The following is a 22,685-nucleotide window of genomic DNA, read 5'->3' as shown; positions in this document are numbered from 1 at the left end:
AACGTATAGTCAAATGAAAAAGATTAAATATTATATTTTCGGTGCTTTAGCATCTATAACTGCATTGACCTCCTGCGATGCAGATTTTACCGAAATCAACAAGAATCCCGATACGGTGTATGAGGTCGATCCGGAAGTATACCTCTATCAGGTAGAAAACGCCATGCTCAATGCCGGAGAAACTTGGGCAGATTCTTATGCCTGCCGCTTACGCTGGATGCAGTATTGTACAGGTATCTGGGGCTATGGAACGGTAAACTTTACAGAGTGTGCCGGATGGGGAGGTACAGTCTACAGTAACTACAATACTGCAGGAAAGTACGCAACACATATCCCTTATTACATCCAGGCAAATTTACCGGAACAGGAAGCAGCTTACAGCAACTTGATAGAAGTAGCCCGTGTCCTGCTGATCACCAAAGGTATCCAAACCTCCGACGTATACGGTTCATTGGCTTATACAGACGCCTGGGGAACACGTAACGGACGTCCGGAAATCCTCGAACCGGCATTTCAAACACAAGAAGAGTTGTACACCATCTGGAATCAGGAGCTGAAAGAAGCGGCCAATAAACTAGCGACCGCTACAAGCCAGATTTCTTTCAAAAATTACGACTTGGCATATGGTGGCGACATGTCCAAATGGGTGAAAGCGACTAATGCTGTCCGCCTACGCCTGGCTTTGCGCCTGTTGAACCGGAAACCGGAAGAAGCTAAAGCCATTGCACGAGAAGTATTGTCATCCGGTAATATATTCGACAACATCGATGATAGCTTCGTCCTTTATTTCGATAATCACTGGACTACATTGGGTGACTGGCATTCGGTCATAGACATGGACCGTGCCTCTGTTTGCTTCATGAATTATCTGAAAAAGTACAACGACCCGCGTAAACGTCTGTTCTTCCAGATCAACAACTTGACTCCGGAAAATGTCGCTGCATTCAATGCACTGGAAACAACAACTCCTAAACAAATCATTCCGACTGATTTGAGCCGTTGGGAAGGTGGTCATGTAAGTTATGATTTGCAGGCAGAAGACGTTTGCCGTACTTCGCGTTATCTGGATGATATCGACATGCGTCCGATGAATCGTCCGCAGACCCGTCTGTGGAAGGGAGCACAAGACGAAGGTACAGCAGGCGGTTGGGTACCATTGGTAACATACGCAGACTTCTGTTTCATGGCTGCCGAATTTACATTGGAAGGTGTTGCCAGTGGCAAGACTGCCCAGGAATGGTATGAAGAAGGAGTAAAAGCTTCTTTGAAATTCTGGAGCAAGATAGCTGACTATTGCAAAATCAACAATTACGAAGCTATTACAGATGCTGAAATCGAGGAGTACATGGCACAAGAAGGTATCGCTTGGAACCCGTCTATGGCGAAAGAACAGATTTATTGCCAGACTTGGATAGAACACTTCAAGAACAACAATGAATCGTGGGCGATGTACAAACGCGTAGGCTATCCGAGTACAACCTCTACTCTGGTCACTTGGGAACCGATCCATGTATACGGCGAATTACAGCAAGTTCCACGCCGCAAAAAATTCACTATGCCGGCAGATGGTTCTCCTAACTATGCTAACCAGGTAAAACGCTTGGAAGATATGCAAAAGGAATCTAACTTCGGTCGTTTGGATAGCGAACATGGCCGTGTTTGGTGGGAAAACTAAAGAAACCCAAAACTAAGTATTCAACATAATTGATGAAAGAAGAGAGGTGACCGCAATGGTCACCTCTCTTAATAAATTACTTAAAATACATAAAAATCCAACAAGACAAGATAAAACAAGAGAGTGATCGATTTTATCATCGATCAAAAATTAAAAGAGATTAGAATTATTGTATTTCTCATCTTCAAATTTCTTTATTGCAAACAAATAAAATAAATATAATATGAATAAAAAAATCGCCTATTTAGTTATTACAATAGCTACATGTTCCTTTATCAAATGGAATTTTAATCAACAAGTAAATGCAACTCCCATATCTGACCTTACTAAAAGTAATATAGAAGCCTTATCATGGGATACAGAAAAAGAACCTGAAGGAAATTCTTGGTTATATCCTTGTTATACATATATAGAGAAACATACAGAATTTGAAACCACAACAAACATTAGACAATGTGGTAGTTGTAGTTATATGCCAGCAACATTTTGGGCTTATGAAGGTGAATGTAAGGGTTCTTTATAATCAAATATCATTTATTCTTTGTGCATCAATATTATATTCATGCACAGAGTTTAATGTACTAACATTATCAGACCACTTCGAGGAAGAAAGGAATCTTTTTGCACAAAAAGATTCCTTAAATAGTATTATTAGTCCTATCTTCTTAAAGATAAAAAAAAATTCATTATTTATATCATGCAATGATGTCAATTCTAATATGCTATATCAGTACAAAATTCCAGAACTAAAATGTATTGATAGCACAGATACAAAAGGCTATGGACATGATGAATTTCAACTATACCCTGTATTTTGTAATACACAAACGGACAATTTGTATATTTGGGGATATACCCCTTTTGAAATTAGAGAATTCGACATAAACAATTTCAAATTACAGCAAAAAAGAAGACTATTTTTAGAAGAATACGAATCTTTTAATCAAATGCATATCATAAAAGACTCTATTCTAATATATAGTGCTATACCCGATGAATTTGCAATTAAAAAATATGATTTAATAAATAAAAAACAATTAGGAAAAATAAAAATAAAAAGAGACCGTCATAAAGAAACTTATTTTTATAAAAACAGGGGATGGGTTGCTGCTAATGATTCGTGTATCATATATGCATATGTATATAAAAAGCAAATAGATATATATTCTGTTAATAAATTTAAAAAGTAAAATAGTAAGTAATATTCCCAAAAACGATATTGTTATTGGTGATATAGAAAACAATGTCAAACATTATATAAATATAGTGGCTGGGGGAAAATATTTTTACGCTTTATACATGGGATTCTCACGAAGTAATCCCAAATCTTATTATACACTAGAAAAATATGACTACAATGGTAATCCCATAGCGAAATACAAGTTAGATATTGCTCCTATTTTGTTTGATATTGATGAAGAAAATAATTATATGTATGGTTACAATTTTCAACACGAGGACTTTATTATAAAATATAATTTATCTCTATAAAATTATGAAATTCTATTTTTTCATACCAATATTTTTCTTATTCACATCAAAACAGGATGTGAATAAGAAATCAATCGAATATTATTTCAAACAAAAAGGAGATTCTCTAAATATTAAATCTTATCAATTCATCAAGTCAAATTCTACACAATTTGAATTAGATAAATGTTACGCTTCAAAAAATATATTTATATCTGATATTGAATTAGCTTGCAATACTTACAAAAAAGTTCTAAAAACAAATAAAATCCCTTTGGATATTTTTTTTGAATACCTATTACCACCAATCATTTATAATGAACCTATAGAAGAGTGGAGAGAAGAAAGCTCAAATGAATTAGCTTATTTATCAGATAAATCCTTTCAAGAAATATGTGACACTCTAAATTATCAAATAAAAGACGACTATAAGTTTGGAGAAGATAATTTTTCATATTTAACAATCGGATGGAACGCCTTAAAAAATTCAAAAATAGGTGATTGCTTTCACATTGCAAAATTACTCGTTTATCAATATAGATCACTAGGAATTCCTGCAAGTATTGATTTCATATATGGATGGGGAAACTCTACAGGAAGTCATTGTTGGGGAGTTGGCTATATAAATGGAAAAATGAGACCATTGATGGAAACCCAAGACAATGTAACCATATACAGTCCTTTCATTCTTTTTGAAAATAGACAAGACATAAAAAAATCCATCTATAGATATCCTGCAAAAGTTTTTCGAAAAACCTTCTCTTTCAATAATGAATTACTAAAATTGAAAGAAGGACTTAAAGTAGAAGACATTCCTCCTATTTTAGAAGACTGTAAAGTTACAGATGTAAGTACAGAGTATTTTTTAACAGTAACTATTGAAATACCAAATACAACGCCTAATAAATTAATTTATTTATCAACATATTCTAATAAATGGAAAACCTCCGTAGTTCCTTGTTACTTAAAAGAAGGATTTGTTACTTTTAGAAATATAAAAAGTGATATGCTATATATGCCAACATATTACACTAAACATAAAAATATTCCCTGCGGGAATCCTTTTATTGTTAATTCCAATGGTTATTGCAAAGAACTTGTTCCAAATGAAAAAGTATTAGAAGATATTGTCATCCACTATTTATATTCTCTATCTATTGAATATACTTATGGTCTGCAACATAGAACTGAATTACCTGATAATTTCATATCAGATTTGTTTAATAACAAATCAAGAAGAAGACCAATAAATGGGGATAAATATATTTTATGCAGTTGGATTCAAGGAAAATGGAGAGCTATATCTCAATGTATTGCTACGAATAATACACTACATTTTCATCATATTCCAACTAATTCTTTACTTATTTTACAAGACAAATCAGGGACAACTATTGGTAGATGTTTTACGTATGAGAAAGGAGAACTTTCCTGGTGGTAAGTTTTCAAACAAATAATGTTTGTAACATCAATTTTATAATCATGCATAGACATAGCCTCAAACAGTTACTTCATATAGCCTTCATACTTCTTACAATATCTCTGGCACATTCTCAAACCATAAAAGAGGGAAACGCCTTGATGTTCTTCCCTGAAGGAGGTTTTTTACTTCCCGACGAACCTTGCAAGGTCGCTTGTAAAGTATTGACAGAAGACAGCGTTTCCGGATTTATTGTTGATGAAAACAAAGATTCTATTGCTCCGCTGTTATTTCATACAACGAAATATGCGTTGGCACAATTTGCTCCTCAAAAGGGAATGAGATATTATGCCTATTACCGGGGAAACGACCGGCAATGGATGTATACGGAACTACCGCCGGTAGAGGAGAATGCGTATGCCCTATCCGTCAACCAGACTCCTAACAAACTGATTGTAGCCGTACACGGAAAATCAAATCATCCTCAAGCACCTTATCGGTTAACACTTCGCTCTGGTGAACAGATTTATTATCAAGCAGCATGGAATCCGCAATCGCAAGACTTGATATTCGATAAATCCAAGTTCCTTTCTGGCATTCTACGCATCGAACTAACCGATAAACAAGGGGAAAGAATCAGTGAACGTCCTGTATTCTTATTGAATAATAATCAAATAGCTATTTCCAATACGGTCAACAAACAGAAAGAACATTTGGAGCTGATATTAAAACTGACTTTTCAAGATCAACCTTTAACCGGTTCTTATAGCGTATATGTGACAGAAAGTACAGGAAACCATTCATCAAACCAATTGTTTGCCTTATACCCGACAGACGATATGCAACAAAATCTTGAATATATATCTTCTGCTTTTCAGGAAAAGATACAACAAAACATACGCTTATACGATCTTTATATGTTATGCAAAACTGTCCCTCAAGATATGCAAACCATCCAGTTGGAAGAAGTTTCCATCAAAGGGACTGCCTCCCAAAAGGAAGAACCGGCAAACGTGTACGAGCAGTTTGTCGATTATACTCTTTCACAAAAACAGATTGAAAGAACGATGCCAACTCACATTTTCGACCTGATACGTCGTCTGCCTGGCGTATATATCAGCAACAAGCGGGTACTTCTGCATCGGACGAACAAGCCGGTCGGATTGGTAATCGATGGCATCATCATTGAAACTGGCAACGAATACAATGCCGAAAATTTTTTAAGCTACTACGACAATATTGAACTGGCAGAGGTAGAAGAGGTCAGCGTAATCAAAGGTGGCAGAAGGTCAGTCTTAGGTCCAACAGCATTCAACGGCTTGATCTATATAAAGACTAAGAAAGGAAAACGTGTAAAGAAAACCATTGCCCGACAAACCGAAGAGATCATCCAACAAACTGAATACGCAGACACTTCCAATGAAAAAATCCTATATACCCATCCACTACAGCCGCTTTCTCCCCAAGGAGAATTATCCATACGGATGCCCATCAAACAGCTACATAGCGAAACATTAACTGTCTCCATTCAGGGAAATACAGAAGAGGGAATCATGATACAAGGAGGCGTTCAAATCAAGATACCACGTTAATAAACCATCAGACATGCCGTAACTTACAGAAAAAATCATTTACTTTGCAGGTCGATAATAATTAATTATATTTATGGCACAAGAAGATGTTTTCAAGAAATTAGTTTCACACTGCAAAGAATACGGATTTGTATTTCCTTCTTCGGAAATATATGACGGCTTAGGAGCAGTGTATGATTACGGACAGTATGGCGTAGAGCTGAAAAACAATATAAAGAAATACTGGTGGGACAGCATGACCCTGCTTCACGAAAATGTAGTAGGCATCGACTCCGCTATTTTTATGCACCCGACTATCTGGAAAGCATCCGGCCATGTGGACGCATTCAACGACCCTTTGATCGACAATAAAGATTCAAAGAAACGGTATCGTGCCGACGTGCTGATCGAAGATTACCTGGCTAAGATCGACGAAAAAATACAGAAAGAGGTAGACAAGGCGGCTAAAAAGTTCGGTGAAGCATTCGATGAAGCTCAATTCCGTGCTACCAACGGCCGTGTGCTGGAACATCAGGCTAAACGCGACGAGATACACACTCGCTTTGCAAAGGCGCTGAATGATTCTAACTTCGAAGATCTCCGCCAAATCATTATTGACTGCGAAATAGCCTGTCCTATCTCCGGAACACGCAACTGGACAGAAGTACGCCAGTTCAACCTGATGTTCTCTACAGAAATGGGGTCTACAGCCGACGGCGCATCTAAGATTTACCTGCGTCCGGAAACTGCACAGGGAATTTTCGTGAACTTCCTGAACGTACAGAAGACAGGCCGTATGAAGGTGCCTTTCGGTATCGCTCAGATCGGTAAAGCGTTCCGTAACGAAATCGTTGCCCGTCAGTTCATCTTCCGTATGCGCGAGTTCGAACAGATGGAAATGCAGTTCTTCGTTCGTCCGGGAGAAGAAATGGAATGGTTCAAGATGTGGAAATCGACCCGTCTGAAATGGCATAAAGCCATGGGACTGGGCGATCAGAAATATCGTTACCACGATCATGAGAAGTTGGCTCACTACGCGAATGCTGCTACCGATATCGAATATGAAATGCCGTTCGGTTTCAAGGAAGTGGAAGGTATCCACAGCCGTACAGACTTCGACCTGAGCCAGCATGAGAAATTCTCTGGCAAGAAGATCCAGTATTTTGATCCGGAATTAAATAAAAGCTATACCCCGTACGTTATTGAAACATCTATCGGTGTCGACCGTGTATTCCTGAGTGTTATGGCGGGATCCTACTGCGAAGAGACACTCGAAAACGGTGAAACACGCGTCGTATTGAAATTACCGGCAGCGCTGGCCCCTATCAAGCTGGCCGTATTGCCGTTGGTAAAGAAAGACGGGCTTCCTGAAAAAGCGGAAGAGATCATTAACATGCTGAAATTCGATTTCCGTTGCCAGTATGATGAAAAAGATTCTATCGGTAAGCGTTACCGTCGTCAGGATGCCATTGGAACTCCGTACTGTATAACAGTTGACCACGATACTTTGAAAGATAATTGTGTAACGATCCGTTTCCGTGATACAATGGAACAGGAACGCGTAAGCATCGACAAGCTGCACGAGATTATCTCTGAAAAGGTAAGTATGAAGTCATTATTAAAAAAGATAACTGAATAAATTAAATGAAGAAGTACCTGCAAATCGCGTTGATGATTTTTTGTGTGTCCGTAGTTTTTACATCCTGTAAAGATGACGACAATAATGATGATGCAATTGTTGAAGCATATAAGTTGGAAAACGAACAAGCATTCCAGGCAAAAGGCAATGATCCGGATTTCTTAAAAATGAGTATACAAGGAGCGGGAGACAATTTTGTTTATGCCAAAAAGCTGAAAGAAGGAAACGAACCTCAAATCCCCATCTATTACAACAGCCGTGTCACGGTCTATTATAAAGGATGGTTGATTGACAGCAAGAAAGATGAGCCTTTCGATCAATGTGTTCCTTATGCCGAACCAGTTAAATTCGCTGTAAGTGCTGCATCTTCCAATTATAATAGTTATACTGGACAAGGTATTCCTAAGCCTATACTTGGCTGGACTATTGCATTGCAACATATGAAAGTAGGAGAAATATGGGAAGTATGGATTCCCCAGCAGTTGGCATACGGTTCAGCAGAACAAGACAATATCCCTGCTTATTCTACACTAATCTTTGAAATAGAAGTCGTAGAACGCACATCTGAAGTAGCTGGTACTGATGATAAAGAAGGGTATTGATAATACAAACAAATCGTTTTATCAATTCTCGACATCACCATTCAAAATACAAGACATATCAATTGATATTCAAACAACAAACGGGTGAAGCCGGAAATAATTTCCGGCTTCACCTTATTTTATAAGTAGCAAAACTTAAAAAAGAGTGCCTACCCGTTCGAAAAAAACTGCCGAGAGATTATAGAAAACACTTACGTATTTAAGAGGAAAAACATACGTTTCCGAGTCAGAAAACCATGTTTTGTCAGTGTAGGATCTGATCCCGAATCAAACTAAGATTGTATAGGCAACTACAATGTATATCCCTATAAACAATTAAAGCCTGTCTCACGACAAGCCCTAACCAAACTTTGTTAACCTTAAATCTAATACTATTATGAAAAAACCACAGTACAAAGATACGCCTGCAGCAAGCTTTTGTCAAGTCTTTTCAGACTAATAAAAGTTAAGCATAACACTTGTTCCAGTCAAATTTTGTTACCGAACACAAAACTATATAGATTACAATCAAATTCTACTAAAATTAACAGCCCGAAGCCCCAATTTCAGTAGATTTGATTGAATCGACATGGATCTTATTTTATGAACTTCAAACATTCGGAATCCTGTACGGAAGTGACCGCCTGCACCAGGAATACACCTTTGGGCAGATCAGCAATATTGATGTCATAGCGGGTTTGAGGATACAAAGCCGGAAGCCTTTTCAGTAATGTACCCTGTGGTGAGTAGATAAGAATATCTTTCAACTCCTTTTCGGTCTGTATGAATAAATGATCATCCTTCACCCAACCAGATACTTTCTTATCCGGCGTAGTAAGTTCGGACACACCCGTCCCGGAACCTTTCTTATCTATTCTGTACAACCTCACGCCGCAACCAGGCAAAGAAAAAGGAATCTCCTCCCCTTTTAATGACACATCCTGACCGGTCCACAGCTCTTTGATCCCTTTCACATCGGAAGAAGCGATTCCCAAGCGGGACAGCTTTATATCCTCCGATACCGACTGAGCATTATAATTAAATGCAGCCACATACATATAATCATCCGTATCCAGCATAAAGAGATTCTCCCCCCGATTTCTTCCCCAGCTATTCTTACCTGAAGCTTTCGCACCTTCTACCGGATAAAAAGATTTACCGATACGGGCTATATCATTCACATCGGCATTCGTCGTAAACTTCTCTGCCTTCTGACGGGCAGCAAGATCACCGATACAAGTTCCTTTCTGGCTGAAATTATCCCCCAGAATATATGTTCCGGTTATGACTCCGGAAGTGATGCGCATACGGTTCTCATCTTCGTTATAAGCATCTTTATGAAGTACCAGATGGTCGGCATCATTAAAATTATAGACTTTGTCGAGCCACCAGCCATAAGAAAGTCCGTTCATTACATATTCGGTATCTTCTTTCGCTCCCCAGGCATCGCAACTGATACGACGGGAATTTCCGTATTGCGCCGGGAAAGCAGGGGCAATCGATAAAGCCATAAACATATCATCCCCGCACAGCTCCGTCAGATACTTCATGCCGCTGTTATACGCCTGTACACCGGTCGTAACATTCTTATCATAATAAGAGTCCGCTTCAAGGATCGCATTGTTCAGGAAGTCAAATTTGATATATTTATACCCCAGTTCCTTAAAACGGTTGATAAAGTAGCTCATCCGTTCACGGGTTCCGGGATGTGTCGGATCCAAAGCCCTGGAAGCTATCTTTTTAGGTTTTCCGTTCACATACAGGTAAGCCTCTCCGTATCTGTATTGGCTGCCATCCATCGTGCGGCTACCGTCTTCTCCCCAGTCGGAGAACGGTGCCCAATAGATACCCGGAACCTGCCCGTTATCGACACATTGTTTGGCAAATGCTTTCAACTGGTAATCATTCAGGTTATCCCAGTAAGAATCGAGGATCACATAAGCCGTACCGTCATTATTGAAATGATTCGGTTGTAGGTTCGTGCTGATATAGTCGGAGACATCGAGAGCACCGGTAAAATTCAGTTTCTCGGCCATTGCACCCCAACTGTTCCATCCGAAAATATTTCCTTTTGCCCATTTACGGGGAGGAGCAACCAACGCATTCGCTTCACCGTATGCTTCGAGCCCTTTGCGCCAGTCGTCGAACATACCGACCAAGAGCTTCGGAGATTTCAGTTTCGTACCGGAAATGCTGCCATGAGGTTTTGAACCTGTGGCATCGATATCGTGAGTAAGACGATGGCTGATCCCGCCAAAACATTCCAGGCGGTTCAACTGCTGGTTGTTGGAAGTTGAATAGCGTACGCCGGTCTTCCACGTATCATGTTCAACGGAACCGAGCACCAATCCTTCACGTGTATCGCCAGAATAGATGGAAGTGACCTCGAAGGAGACAGAGTCTACCGACAATGCCAATGAGGAATAACCGATCCAGGCATCATTGTCGAACGGTACGGATAAAACACGATTGGAGGTACTTGCATTCAGGAAAGAACTGGCAGTCTCAGTAACGATCGGAGCAATATAATTACTCGACGTTGAAGTCTCCGAAACGATATAAGCTTCTGTCAGAAAGTAACTTTTATCCGGATAGAAATAGAACGACTGTTGCAGAGCCGGCTTTCCATCGTGTGCAGCATAGGTAAATGTGTACTTATGCCCGGCACCGAAGACATCATCGACAGTTTCTTCCGAAAAAGCAGGCTGTCCGTATTCCGTGCTTCGCAACCATGTTTCTTTTTCTTTCGCCTGAACAAAAACGCCTGCCAGTATAGTCTTTTCTTTATGGATAAAGTCGCATGTCTTTGTGCCTTCGTTATAAACGATCTTCCAGTTACCGGAAGTAATCACTTGCTGTTCACCTGCAAAAGCCTTTGCGCCTAACAAGAGATATACAAGACCCAAAAACAGGGATGTCCCTTTTAAATAATTTCTCATAACCTATTATATATTAGTTTGATTCGGTTTTCATTAAACAAAACACCGGGCAAAGACATACCTTCCCGGTGTTTTTCCTTTACAATCCTTTTGCCTTTAGCATACTAATCTTCAATTGATTACAGTTTCCTCGTAGTTTCTCTGTTTGGAAACTGTAGTTCCCTGCGGAGGGAACTGTAATTTCCTGCCTGGGAAACTCTAGTTTCCTAAGGAGGAAACCGAAGTTTCTTCCTTAGGAAACGGAAGCAACTTTATAGTTATCTGTATCCAGGGTTCTGATCTTCCTGAGTCATATCCGGATTCTGTTCGATCTCTTCGTTAGGGATCGGATAACGAACATTATAATCCTGGATCGTACCAGAGCGTTTCGCCCATTTGTTGCGTTCCTTGATATACTCAACGAATTTGCCTGTACGAATCAGATCGGCACGACGCCAGTTCTCACCCAAGAACTCACGCATACGTTCATCCAATATCTTCACACGGAAATTATCCTGTGACATACCTGCATCCCATTTCTTATCAGCCGGGATACTGAACCCCCATGCACGGTTACGAACTTCGTTCACCTTTTCCACAGCCTGTGCTGTCTGTCCCAGTTCATTCAGACATTCTGCATAGCTAAGAAGAACATCCGCATAACGAAGAGCCGGGATATTCTTTCCTGAGTTCCACATATTGTTGATACCCAATCCTGAATATTGGTCAGTACGATAGTCTTCGTATTTTTTTACGTGCGGTTTCAATTCGTCATGATCTTCACCAAGATCTTCCCAAGCTACGCATTCATAGTTAGGAACTTCACCATTATAGGTAAAATCGTAACGGATACTTTCTTCTTTACGGACATCACCGTCTTCCCATATACCGCCGTTTTCTACTGTTTCATATCCATACTCGGTAACAACCACATGATCATAACCTGCAAAATAACAACCATCAGTCCACCAGTTCTGTGCTACACGCGAGCCGATCTGGAACTGAATCTGATTACGGTTCGGATTGTTGTTAAACTGGAATTCATAAATAGATTCTGCTGTATTGGGTGTTTCATAATTCCACAAATTTGCATAAGGAACCAGCTGATATCCCATACCCATTACCTGTTCAAAAGCTTCTTTTGCCTTGTTGAAATCACGCAAACCAGTTTCTACCGGAGCAGACATATAAGCCTTACCCAACATGGTATAACCAGCTCCACTGGTAGCCCGGCCTGCTTCATTACTTTTCGGTGCGTATTTAGCTGCTTTTTCAAGGTCATTAATAATGAACTGCCATACGTCGGCGAGTGGCTGACGTCCATATCCGGTTTCTTCAATCTTGTCCAGGTCAATAATTGGAATTTCTCCCCAATACATTGCCAGTTCGTAATTGACAAACCCACGTATAAAACAAGCTTCACCAAGTAAAGTCGCTTCTTTTGTTCCTTCCACCAAATCCGGAGTATCCAATGCACGGACAATTTTGGCAGCAGCAGTTACAACCGGGAAGCGTTTGTTCCACTGGTCTTTCACCTTACTGTGTAACGAGTTCATATTCGCATCGTAACGGTCCATCGCCGCACCTTCGCCACCACCTTTGTTCTGAAGAGCTCCACGCTGAATTTCATCCGTACCGGTCATCAAAAACCAGGCTCTTTCATCTTGACGGGTATTATCCCGCCAAGTGTTGTATATACCTTTCAGATTCAGTTCAATAAACTCGGCATCCGAATAGATTTGTTCTTCCGTTAATGCTTTCTTGTTCTCCTGTGTCAGGAAATCGGAACAAGACGTGGTAATCCCGGCACTTAGCGCCAATGCCAGTAGTCCGATCAAATTATATCTCTTTTTCATAATTGTAATCCTTTTAAATCATTAAAAACTAAAGTTCAAACCAAATACATACATCTTTGTCGGAGGATATCCGTAATCGCCTGTCTCAGGATCAAACCCTTTATAACCTGTCAAACAAAACAGATTGGAGGCTGTAAAATAAACACGCAGATTTTCTACCTTAAGTTGGCTCAATAATGGTTTCGGGAATGAATAAGCCAATGTCAAAGTAGATAAACGCAGATAAGACGCATCCTGAATCGTATAATCCATATCTGACGGATTATAACGGTTATAACCACTGGTTGTATTGGCAATCACACGCGGAACAGAAGCTCCCGTATTATCCGGTGTCCAACGATCCAACAGGTCAACTGAAGCCATGCTTGTTCCTGTACTGTTAATCAAAGTCTCATAGTAAGAGCTGATCTTTTCTGCACCATATGAATAATTGAACACTGCATTCAAAGAAATACCCTTATAGCTGAAATCTGTAGCAAATCCACCGTAGAACTTCGGATCTTTCTTACCTACCACTACGCGGTCAAGCTGGTCAATCACACCGTCAGGTACACCATCGGGGCCGGAAATATCTAAAGGATACAAATCACCTAAACTTACGTGTTTTCCATTGAAATCCAGATTTTCCCATTCACTACGATTCGATTCGTTAGCGATACCGCCTGTCTTATAGGTATAAATGTTATTCAAAGATTCGCCCAGGAAGATATTCTTTTCACGATCAGACCCATTCAATATTTCTGTCACATTACCATACAGTTTTGAAACCTCGTTCTTATCGAAAGAGATATTGGCATTCACATTCCATGTGAAATCTTTTGTCTGTATCGGAGTTGCACTAATTGTAGCCTCAAAGCCTTTATTCTTCACAGAACCGATATTTTCCCATGTTTCGCTGTAACCAGAAGTTAACGGCAAAGAGTGTTTCATCAACAAGTTATCATTCTTGATAAAGAATCCGTCCAAAGAAACATTCAAACGGTCATTAAAGAATGCCATGTCCACACCGATATTGGTTTGTTTCTGTTTCTCCCAGGTAATACCAGGTGTACCTCTCAAACCGCTGGTTGCATAAGAAGCCTGTCCGTTACTTACAGAAGAGAAATACAGTGTCCGGTAAGCATAATTTTCAATATCCTGATTACCAACCACACCATAACCTACACGCAACTTCAAACGATCAAAAATATTCTGATCTTCCATAAATGCTTCATTCGTTATATCCCATGCAGCCGAGAAAGATGGCAAAACACCCCAACGATGTCCTTCTGCAAATTTAGAAGAACCGTCGTAACGTGCTGTAGCCGTCAAATAATAACGCATGTCATAGTTGTAATTCACTCTACCTAACACAGAAACCAGGGTATTTCCTTTGAAATCAGAATCGAGTTCCTTTTTGTCATTTGCTGCCGCACCTTTCAGGTCGTTCCACAGCAAATCGTCACTGGCAAAACGGTCACCTTGTGCTTTGGTATAGTTTTCTGTATTTTTGGTTGTACTTGTACCAAACAGGAAATTCATACGATGTTTGTTGATCGTCTTGTCGTATGTGATTGTATTATCCCACTGCCAATTCAACTGTGACCATCTTTCGTGTTTTGCGCGTGCATCTCCATTATAGTGGCGGATTGCTTCCTGAATATAAGAAGGCGTATATTCGAACCAAGTCTGTGAAGAAACATCCAGTGCAAATGTTGAACGGATATTCAATCCTTCAATCGGGTTGATATTGATGTAATTGGAAGAAAGGAAACGATTACGGGCACGTTCGCGAGCTACTTCCTGTGAGTTGAACGGGTTATAATCATTATTATTTCCTTCATTGTGCACACGATAATACAGTGTCAAATAGTCCCAAGTATAACGAGTTGAAGGGTCACGGAACGGTTCCGGGCTCAATAACGGGTTTGCATTCAACGCCTTGTCGTACACATCATCTGTCGGCAAATTGTTTTCCGTACGAGAGAAAGAAGAGTTTGTACCAATCTTTAACCACGGTTTAATCATAGTTTCCGCATTAATACGGCCAGAATATTTCTTTTCTTTTGAATCGCCAATCAATCCGTCGATATTAGCATAGTCGAAGCTAATATAAATATTGTTCTTTTCCGTTGCATTAGAGAAACTTACGGAATGGTTCTGCTGGAAACCGTTGCTGATTACCTCATCCAACCAGTTATAGCTCTTACCTGCACGATAAGTTGCGAACTCATCATCAGAGAAAGCCGTATTAGTATTCATCAATGTACTGTTTATATAATCCTGACGGTTTGCAGTTGGATTATCATGCATATACCCATTGGCAAAAGCATCTATACGCAAATCAAACAACTGCTGTGCATCCATTGTCTTCGGGCGCTGGGTAATTTTTGAGAAACCAACCCAACCGTCGTAAGTAACGCGTCCCTCACCTATTTTACCTTTCTTGGTTGTGATAAGAACTACACCGTTGGCACCACGTGATCCGTAAAGGGCCGTAGCCGAAGCATCTTTCAAGACCTGTACGGAAGCCACATCATTCACGTTGATGGCGTTAAAACCACCGTAACCGTTACCCATAACCAAACCGTCAACAACGTAGATCGGGTCTGAACCGGAATTGATCGTATTCACACCACGGATCTTGATACTTGAATCGTCACCCGGACGAGTTCCTTTGGTGATCAAAACACCGGCTACACGTCCCTGAAGGGCTTCATTGACGGTCGTTACCGGTCTTTCTTCCAACACTTTGGAATCAACATGTGCAATAGCACCTGTCAGGTCGCTTTTCTTCATGGAAGCACCAACGATAACTACCTCATCGATCGATTGTGAATCTTCCGAAAGCGATACATTGATAACCGGCTGGTTACCAACTTTCACTTCTTTCGTGTCATATCCTATATAACTGATCACCAACGTGGCGCCGGGCGATGCAGTCAAAGAATATTTTCCATCCATATCCGATATAGTCCCTTGCGTTGTTCCCTTGAGAACAACGCTCGCTCCCGGGAGCGACTCCGACGTTTTCGCGTCGGTGATTGTACCTGTAATCGTTATGCCTTGTGCAAAAGCAGTACCGCAGCATAACACAAGCATCATCAAAATACTAAAAAGCTTGATCTGTTTCATAATTGATAATTTAAGAACATTAGTTGTTTTCAATTTTATAAAGTAACGCATCCTTGGCAGGGATTGTCACTGTTATTATTTCCTTGACAGGTTGTTCATATCCGCTCCAAAGCTCTTTCGCCCGGTAAGTAACGGTTGGCTCCAGTCCGAGACGTTCAAGCGAAACTGTAGTGTTCATTTCTTCTTCCGAGTAATTAAAGATAGCGAAATAAGACGTTCCGTCTGCATCATGATGAATAAATTGATTTTCAGAACGTTCGCCATTCCCTTCCACCGGAGTAAACGAAATGCCTTTGGCGACAGCATTCACCCTCTGATTGGTCATGAATTTCATAGCACGATCTTTATCGACCTGTTTTCCGCCTTTACTGAAATCATCTCCAACGATATACAAACCGGTAATGGCACCGGAAGTCATACGGGCACGGTTCTCACCTTCGGTCGCTTCACGCAACACCAGATGGTCGGCATCATTATACTGATACACTTCATCCTGCCACCAACCGTAAGAAAGGGCATTCAGCGTATATTCCGTATCCTTGATCTTATTCCAGGCATCGCAGGCGATACGGCGTGAATTTGCATAATGAGCCGGGAATACAGGAGAAATCGACAAATTAATGTACATATCGCCGAAGTACTTATTCAACAACTGCATACCGTAGTTGTAAGCCTGGATACCTGTCTGAATTTCCGGATTATACCATTTGTCGGCTTCCATAGCTCCATGTGTCATAAAGTCCATCTTCACATATTTGAAACCGCAACGGTAGAACAAGTCGGAAGTCTTCTTCATCATCTCCTCGATGGCCGGATGAGTCGGGTCGATCGCATAAGCGCCGTCCAGTTCCTGCGGCTGACCGTTTGCATACAGATAGACATCTTTATACTTATAATCAGGAGCATCCTTGATGGTCCGTTCCGGATGTTTACCCCAATCCGTAAAAGGCGTCCAGTACACACCGGCAATCTGTCCGTTAGTCGCACAATGATCTACGAAATCTTTCAGTTCCTCATCTTTAAAGCTGTTCCAGCCGGAATCGAGACCGATCGTCACATTGCCGTCCGCATTTACAAAATGATTGTTTTGCAAATTATTCTTGAAGAAATCGGATACTTCCAACGCCTTCTGGTAAGTAAGATTGAACTGAAGTGCTCCCCAACTGTTCCAGCCGAAAGTAACGGCACCCGGCCATTTCTTTACAGGAGCCACCACCGCATTCGCTTTTCCGTATTCTTCCAGTCCGGCACGCCAGTCGTTGAAGAAGCCGACAAATACTTTCGGGGATTTTACTTCTTTACCTTTCAGTGCACCATGTGCTTTCGAATCGCGTGTCAACGTATCGGCTACACCACCGAAACAAACCAGCGAACCGATATTATTACGGTCACCCTGAGTCATATCGATACCGGTTTTCCAGTCGAAATGTTCCACCGAACCGATCACAAGTCCTTTGCGATCATTATTATTAAATACGGTAGCCACCTCATAACTACGTAACTTATCGAAAGTCAGCGGATGAGACTGATAACGGATCCAGCAATCGTTATCGAAAGGCTGGAACAACGCACGGTTATCCCCTTCGGCAAGTAAAGCAGGCATACGGTCGATGTTGACCGGAGCCATATAATTCGATTCGACATCGGCATCCCCTCCCTGAAGAGTAAATTCCGTCAACAGATAATCTTTCTCCGGATAGATGTAGAAAGATTGCACCAGTGTAGGCAGGTTACTGTCGGTATAAGTGACCTGCAATAATGACCCTTCGCCGAAAGCGTCGCTGATAGCGGTTGCTTTCGACTGGCTACTCTTGTAGTCACGGGTGGTGACCAATCTGTCGCCCAGTTTGTACGAAGCGTAGACCCCATCGGAAAGAAGCTGATTCTCTTTCTCGATACGATGGCCTTTCTGCGCCTGATCGTAGCTGACCGTCCATTTCCCCGACGAGACGGATGGTTCACCACAGGACACAAACAGGGCGAGCAATAATAGCAGATTTAAATTGATGAGTTTCATGTATTGATAATTAAATGTGTGTTTTCAAATGTGGTCCGGCCGTATTCCGGACAGTGTCATTGCTCTGTGATCAACAGGACAGTGCTTTCATACGTATTCCCGATCTTCAGGCTGATACCGGCATTCATCAGATAATCGCCGGGGAAAACCTGGCCGTCTCCATAAAAGGTACTGTCTCCGGCTTTGTTCAATTCAGTAATCTTATACATTTTAGCCGGATCCAGTCCTTTTAGCTTGGTCTCAAAGAATGTTGTACGTCCGTGGTATTTCAGGCTGTAAGCAAAAAATACCGATTCCTTCTTATCTTTCGATATATACATATGCGAAGCCCATCCGTTTCCGTCGTAAGGAGATTTGAGACGATAGAGGTCGCCCAGCTGTACGATCGGACGGATACGTTTATAGTTCCTGATTGCCTGTTCCGCAAAAGGCAGTTCATCGCCGGTCAGATCCTTCGGCTGCAACTCCATTCCCAAACGGCCTGTCATGGCGACATCGAAGCGGAACTTCAGCGGAGCCATCATACCTGTCTGATGGTTCGGAGTGGTCGACACGTGTGATGCAGTGGCTTTTGCCGGAAAGAAAAGGTTCGTGCTGTATTGGATAAATATACGGTCGAGCGAGTTGGTATTATCGCTGGCCCAGAACTCATCGTGATATTTCAAAGCACCGAAGTCCAGACGACCGCCACCGGAAGAACACAACTGAATCATAACATCCGGATGTTTTTCACGAATCCGTTCATAAGCACTGTACAATCCTTTTGTATACTCGATCCAAAAGTGGGTCTGATTTTCTTTCGACAAATATTCGGAACCGAAGTTATCGACATGACGGTTTGCGTCCCATTTAATATAGGAAATATGGGGAGACAGGGCAATCACATCGTCGAAAGTCTTTACCACAAAGTCCTGTACAGCCGGATTGCTCAGGTCGAGCAACCATTGGTTACGCATCGGGATAATATCCCGCTTGCCGCTCTTCACGATCCATTCCGGATGCTTTTCCGCCAATTCGCTCTTCGGGCTTACCATTTCCGGCTCAATCCATATACCGAATTTCAGACCTTTATTGACAGCGTATTTCGCCAGGTAGTCGATACCACGCGGCAATTTCTTCTTATTCACCTGCCAGTCACCCAAGCCGACTTTATCCGAGTTGCGCGGATACTTATTGGCAAACCAGCCATCGTCTAATACGAACATCTCGACACCGAACCCGGCAGCATCATCGATCATATCCGTGATCGTCTTCTCTGTAAAGTCAAAATAGGCACCTTCCCAACTGTTCAGCACGATCGGCAATTCCTGATTGCCATGAGCCAGTGCATAGTTACGCGACCAGTCATGCAGGTTTCTGGAAACTTGCCCTTTACCGGCAGAGCTGTAAGTCCATACCATCTCCGGAGTTTGCAAGACTTTACCCGGTTCCAGGTTATAAGTAGAGGCAAAATTATTCATGCCGGTCAGTATATGCAGCATGCCGCATTCATCTATTTCAAAAGAATTCAGATAATTTCCCGACCAGGCGAGGGAACCGCCATAGACTTCACCCATATCTTCATAAGCCGGTCCGTTCAGAGAAAGCAAGAAAGAAGAGTTTTCAGACTGTGTAGTCCGTACCCCTTTCTTAGACTCTATCCGTTTGACACCGGGAGTCAGTTGTTCTTCCACCAACTGCATTTCGGAAGCCCATGCACCATGGAAATGCGTCAGATAATAGGAATCTGCATGTAAAGGGAGATAAGCGGAAGATATATTTTCGACTGCCAGACGGCTATTTTCCTGATGGGAGACCGAAACAGACTGGCAGATCACATTCTCTTTCTGATAAGCAACGAAGTTCAGATTGACAAAAACCGGATACAAAGGATCTTTCAGCCGGATCACTGTTTCGACTCTGTTAGCATCGACATTCTTTACCGAATGGTCTGCATATATTAATTCGGTAGTCTGAACACCGTCGGTATGTGTCAGCTTCAGTGCCGGATTCAGGAAAAGACGTCCTCCGTAAGCAGGATAGATTGCCGGAGCATAACCTATACCATTATCCGGTTGTTCTTTATACTTCTTAGTAAGGAAAGGGGAAACATGCTGGAACTTATCTCCAAAATAGTTATATACTACCTTTTTATCCGGAGAGATAGAAAAGACCATATTTAAGTCGTTCGTAGAGACGGATATGATATCCGCTTCTTTCTCCTGGGAAGAAACATTCATACACCCCAGTAAGAGGGCTACAGTTAACAATAGTGCTTTCATGTCTATCTGTTTTATTTTATTTATTCAAGGTTGATGGTGCAAACTAAGCCAATAAACAGATGTACGGAAAGCACGGATTCGCCAATTATTTGTATTTATGCACTTAATTCATAGAGAATTAACAGGAATGCAACATTTACGTCATTTTTTGACGCATTTATTACAAACGGAAAACAGATAAAAGAGAACACTACCCACAAGCTACCTGTACTGATGGCAACTGCAGTAGTCTCCACTGCTAACTGAAATTTGTTTATAATAACAATACCCATTATTATAACTGCGGCAATTAGCACATCTTGCACTACCGGAAGAAGAAAAAAAGCATAAGATAGCATATCCTATGAGAACAACTATCAGCAAAGGCAGGAAATGGAAAAGCGTTATAAGTGTAGCTATTGAACCTACTACGTATAAAACAATGGTGTATATCAGATTAATCCAACTGCCGTCGTCCCGAATATTATTGTACACAAGCAAAGCGATTTGAATAAACTGAATACCTAAAACACACCATAAAACAATGTGCAGATATTCTTTAAAGAAGATGACAGATATAATTGCTGCAATAATACCAATTGCCCATCCGTACACACCCAAACGAAAATCTATATTACGTTTGCCATGATAACAACTGGCATAATTCAGACACACAAAAGAAATGACCTGATGGAACAACAGGATGGCAAACAGTATAAAGTTAATGATAGTCCAAATCCATCCGACCTTATCCGGTGAACAAAACCATGTCTTATCTCCTTTATATGTTACAAAATAAATCACCTCACTAATACAGAGTGCTAGAAATATGGCTGAAGAAATATAAAATCCCGCCGCACTGTCTTTAAAATTATCCGAATCAGATTTGTATAGCCATCCTATACATGCCATAACCAATCCCAAAGCACAAGAGATATAAAACCATATCAAGGAGTCGGTTTTCGAAGCCATATCGATCAGTTCCTGCCAATCAAACGAAGAGAAAGAACTTTGTTTCTCAATCTTTTGTTGCACAAGAGCAGCCTTAATGTATTGTTCAGATACGTAGCCGGTCTTCCCATTATATGAAATTTTAGCCCATCCATTCTTTATAGTGTAAACATTTACCGTTTCCCCACTTTTCAACTGACCAAGCTGGTTATAGGATTTGCCGGGTCCTGTTCGTACCAACAAGGTTGTTTTTGTATCGACTACATATTGAGTTTGTGCGTTTGCACTAACTGCAACCAACAGCAGGAGAAGAAGAATAGAAATAATGCATCTGATCATAGTTGTCATAATACTAGAGTTTAGGCTTCACATTCACAAATGTAAATAATTTATTACATACAACACCCAAAATACATGACTTCATTTATATTATAACTGCAGAAAAAGAAAAAAGGCCTGCATCTATCTTAGATGCAAACCCCTATAAAACATTAAAGGCTGTCTCACGACAACCCCTAACCAACTTTGTTAACCTTAAATCTAATACTATTATGAAAAAACCACAATGCAAAGATAATCCCTAAACAAGGGTTTGTCAAGTCTTTTACAGACAATATATGTTAAGCCTTGCGAGCTTTGTAGCTAAAAATTGTTTCCGAACACAAATCTTTATACAATACAGACAAAAACTGCTAAATTTAACAGTTAAGCGAGACAATTCATAAAGAAAGCCGCTCTTTAAGCAACCTGTATACAAACAAAAAACGCAATACAACTATCATACTATCATTTTCAGACTTAGATGCCATATTATTAATACATTACATTATGATAGTTACTGTTTTCAACTATCATTCAACCATCATGCATCTATCATCATCCATTAAAAAAACAGAAAAGACTATAGTCTTTTTAGATAAAGTATATAACTAAAAATCAGCAAAGTAGTAGATAATTTCGTTTGCCACCCGGGTCTCAATGATCCCGACACCCGGATGTGAGCATCGTCGAGATGGGGGTGTGAAAAGAGGTGAGACCGGCATCTCAGCAAGTAAGAGTAAGTACTTTCATGAAAATATACTATAGCTTTGATGAAAATATACTATAGCTTTTGGAGAAAAAGCAGGAGGGACGCGAAGAATGCACCCCCCTATAAACAATTAAAGCCTGTCTCACGACAAGCCCTAACCAACTTTGTTAACCTTAAATCTAATACTATTATGAAAAAACCAC

The 22,685-nt window shown here is 40.7% G+C and carries 13 protein-coding genes; 7 read left to right on the top strand and 6 right to left on the bottom strand.

Annotation, left to right across the window (positions count from 1 at the left end; all coding sequences use genetic code 11):
- The first annotated feature begins 13 nt into the window (after nucleotides 1–13).
- From DXD68_RS14005 to DXD68_RS13970, 7 genes are all read left to right on the top strand, one after another.
- Nucleotides 14–1,675 carry a SusD/RagB family nutrient-binding outer membrane lipoprotein gene (locus tag DXD68_RS14005; protein ID WP_122362184.1) on the top strand — a complete coding sequence of 554 codons (1,662 nt, stop codon included), beginning with the start codon at nucleotides 14–16 and terminating at the stop codon, nucleotides 1,673–1,675.
- A gap of 223 nt (nucleotides 1,676–1,898) precedes the next feature.
- Entirely contained in the window at nucleotides 1,899–2,198 is a 300-nt protein-coding gene (locus DXD68_RS14000; RefSeq protein ID WP_122362183.1) for a hypothetical protein, read from the top strand.
- Nucleotides 2,170–2,865 (top strand): hypothetical protein, encoded by a 696-nt coding sequence (locus tag DXD68_RS13995; protein ID WP_122362182.1) that lies wholly within the window; start codon nucleotides 2,170–2,172, stop codon nucleotides 2,863–2,865. The genes DXD68_RS14000 and DXD68_RS13995 overlap by 29 nt, the downstream gene beginning before the upstream one ends.
- Nucleotides 2,866–3,170: 305 nt before the next feature.
- A complete protein-coding gene (locus DXD68_RS13985) occupies nucleotides 3,171–4,586 on the top strand; it encodes a transglutaminase domain-containing protein (RefSeq protein ID WP_122362180.1) in 1,416 nt (471 codons plus the stop codon).
- Between the two features lie 41 nt (nucleotides 4,587–4,627).
- Nucleotides 4,628–6,157, top strand: a complete 1,530-nt coding sequence (locus DXD68_RS13980) for a TonB-dependent receptor (RefSeq protein ID WP_122362179.1) — start codon at nucleotides 4,628–4,630, stop codon at nucleotides 6,155–6,157.
- A gap of 73 nt (nucleotides 6,158–6,230) precedes the next feature.
- Nucleotides 6,231–7,775, top strand: a complete 1,545-nt coding sequence (locus DXD68_RS13975; RefSeq protein ID WP_122362178.1) for a glycine--tRNA ligase — start codon at nucleotides 6,231–6,233, stop codon at nucleotides 7,773–7,775.
- Between the two features lie 5 nt (nucleotides 7,776–7,780).
- Nucleotides 7,781–8,377 (top strand): FKBP-type peptidyl-prolyl cis-trans isomerase, encoded by a 597-nt coding sequence (locus DXD68_RS13970; protein WP_122362177.1) that lies wholly within the window; start codon nucleotides 7,781–7,783, stop codon nucleotides 8,375–8,377.
- Nucleotides 8,378–8,952: 575 nt separating this feature from the next.
- Here the strand turns inward: DXD68_RS13970 and DXD68_RS13965 are convergent.
- The 6 genes from DXD68_RS13965 to DXD68_RS13940 all read right to left on the bottom strand — a co-directional run bounded on the left by DXD68_RS13965 (nucleotide 8,953) and on the right by DXD68_RS13940 (nucleotide 21,800).
- The gene (locus DXD68_RS13965) at nucleotides 8,953–11,295 is read right to left on the bottom strand and encodes an alpha-galactosidase (RefSeq protein ID WP_122362176.1); all 2,343 of its coding nucleotides are present in this window, start codon (nucleotides 11,293–11,295) and stop codon (nucleotides 8,953–8,955) included.
- A 257-nt stretch (nucleotides 11,296–11,552) separates the two neighbouring features.
- Nucleotides 11,553–13,130 carry a RagB/SusD family nutrient uptake outer membrane protein gene (locus DXD68_RS13960; protein ID WP_122362175.1) on the bottom strand — a complete coding sequence of 526 codons (1,578 nt, stop codon included), beginning with the start codon at nucleotides 13,128–13,130 and terminating at the stop codon, nucleotides 11,553–11,555.
- A gap of 21 nt (nucleotides 13,131–13,151) precedes the next feature.
- Entirely contained in the window at nucleotides 13,152–16,244 is a 3,093-nt protein-coding gene (locus DXD68_RS13955) for a SusC/RagA family TonB-linked outer membrane protein (RefSeq protein ID WP_122362255.1), read from the bottom strand.
- A 19-nt stretch (nucleotides 16,245–16,263) separates the two neighbouring features.
- Nucleotides 16,264–18,261 (bottom strand): alpha-galactosidase, encoded by a 1,998-nt coding sequence (locus DXD68_RS13950; RefSeq protein ID WP_122362174.1) that lies wholly within the window; start codon nucleotides 18,259–18,261, stop codon nucleotides 16,264–16,266.
- Nucleotides 18,262–18,317: 56 nt separating this feature from the next.
- Nucleotides 18,318–20,522: an alpha-galactosidase gene (locus DXD68_RS13945; RefSeq protein WP_122362173.1), complete on the bottom strand. Its 2,205-nt coding sequence runs from the start codon at nucleotides 20,520–20,522 to the stop codon at nucleotides 18,318–18,320.
- A gap of 201 nt (nucleotides 20,523–20,723) precedes the next feature.
- The gene (locus tag DXD68_RS13940; protein ID WP_122362172.1) at nucleotides 20,724–21,800 is read right to left on the bottom strand and encodes an SH3 domain-containing protein; all 1,077 of its coding nucleotides are present in this window, start codon (nucleotides 21,798–21,800) and stop codon (nucleotides 20,724–20,726) included.
- Nucleotides 21,801–22,685 lie beyond the last annotated feature (885 nt).

It is taken from the genome of Parabacteroides sp. TM07-1AC, assembly GCF_003480915.1.
Taxonomy (GTDB): Bacteria; Bacteroidota; Bacteroidia; order Bacteroidales; family Tannerellaceae; genus Parabacteroides; species Parabacteroides chongii.
This window is presented reverse-complemented; position numbering and strand designations above follow the sequence as displayed.

Bases quoted from the DNA above. Each gene is read 5' to 3' on its own strand.
- DXD68_RS14005 (WP_122362184.1), top strand. From the start codon at position 14: ATGAAAAAGATTAAATATTATATTTTCGGTGCTTTAGCATCTATAACT.
- DXD68_RS13940 (WP_122362172.1), bottom strand. From the start codon at position 21,800: ATGACAACTATGATCAGATGCATTATTTCTATTCTTCTTCTCCTGCTG.
- DXD68_RS13960 (WP_122362175.1), bottom strand. From the start codon at position 13,130: ATGAAAAAGAGATATAATTTGATCGGACTACTGGCATTGGCGCTAAGT.
- DXD68_RS13945 (WP_122362173.1), bottom strand. From the start codon at position 20,522: ATGAAAGCACTATTGTTAACTGTAGCCCTCTTACTGGGGTGTATGAAT.
- DXD68_RS14000 (WP_122362183.1), top strand. From the start codon at position 1,899: ATGAATAAAAAAATCGCCTATTTAGTTATTACAATAGCTACATGTTCC.
- DXD68_RS13970 (WP_122362177.1), top strand. From the start codon at position 7,781: ATGAAGAAGTACCTGCAAATCGCGTTGATGATTTTTTGTGTGTCCGTA.
- DXD68_RS13980 (WP_122362179.1), top strand. From the start codon at position 4,628: ATGCATAGACATAGCCTCAAACAGTTACTTCATATAGCCTTCATACTT.
- DXD68_RS13950 (WP_122362174.1), bottom strand. From the start codon at position 18,261: ATGAAACTCATCAATTTAAATCTGCTATTATTGCTCGCCCTGTTTGTG.
- DXD68_RS13965 (WP_122362176.1), bottom strand. From the start codon at position 11,295: ATGAGAAATTATTTAAAAGGGACATCCCTGTTTTTGGGTCTTGTATAT.
- DXD68_RS13955 (WP_122362255.1), bottom strand. From the start codon at position 16,244: ATGAAACAGATCAAGCTTTTTAGTATTTTGATGATGCTTGTGTTATGC.
- DXD68_RS13985 (WP_122362180.1), top strand. From the start codon at position 3,171: ATGAAATTCTATTTTTTCATACCAATATTTTTCTTATTCACATCAAAA.
- DXD68_RS13995 (WP_122362182.1), top strand. From the start codon at position 2,170: ATGAAGGTGAATGTAAGGGTTCTTTATAATCAAATATCATTTATTCTT.
- DXD68_RS13975 (WP_122362178.1), top strand. From the start codon at position 6,231: ATGGCACAAGAAGATGTTTTCAAGAAATTAGTTTCACACTGCAAAGAA.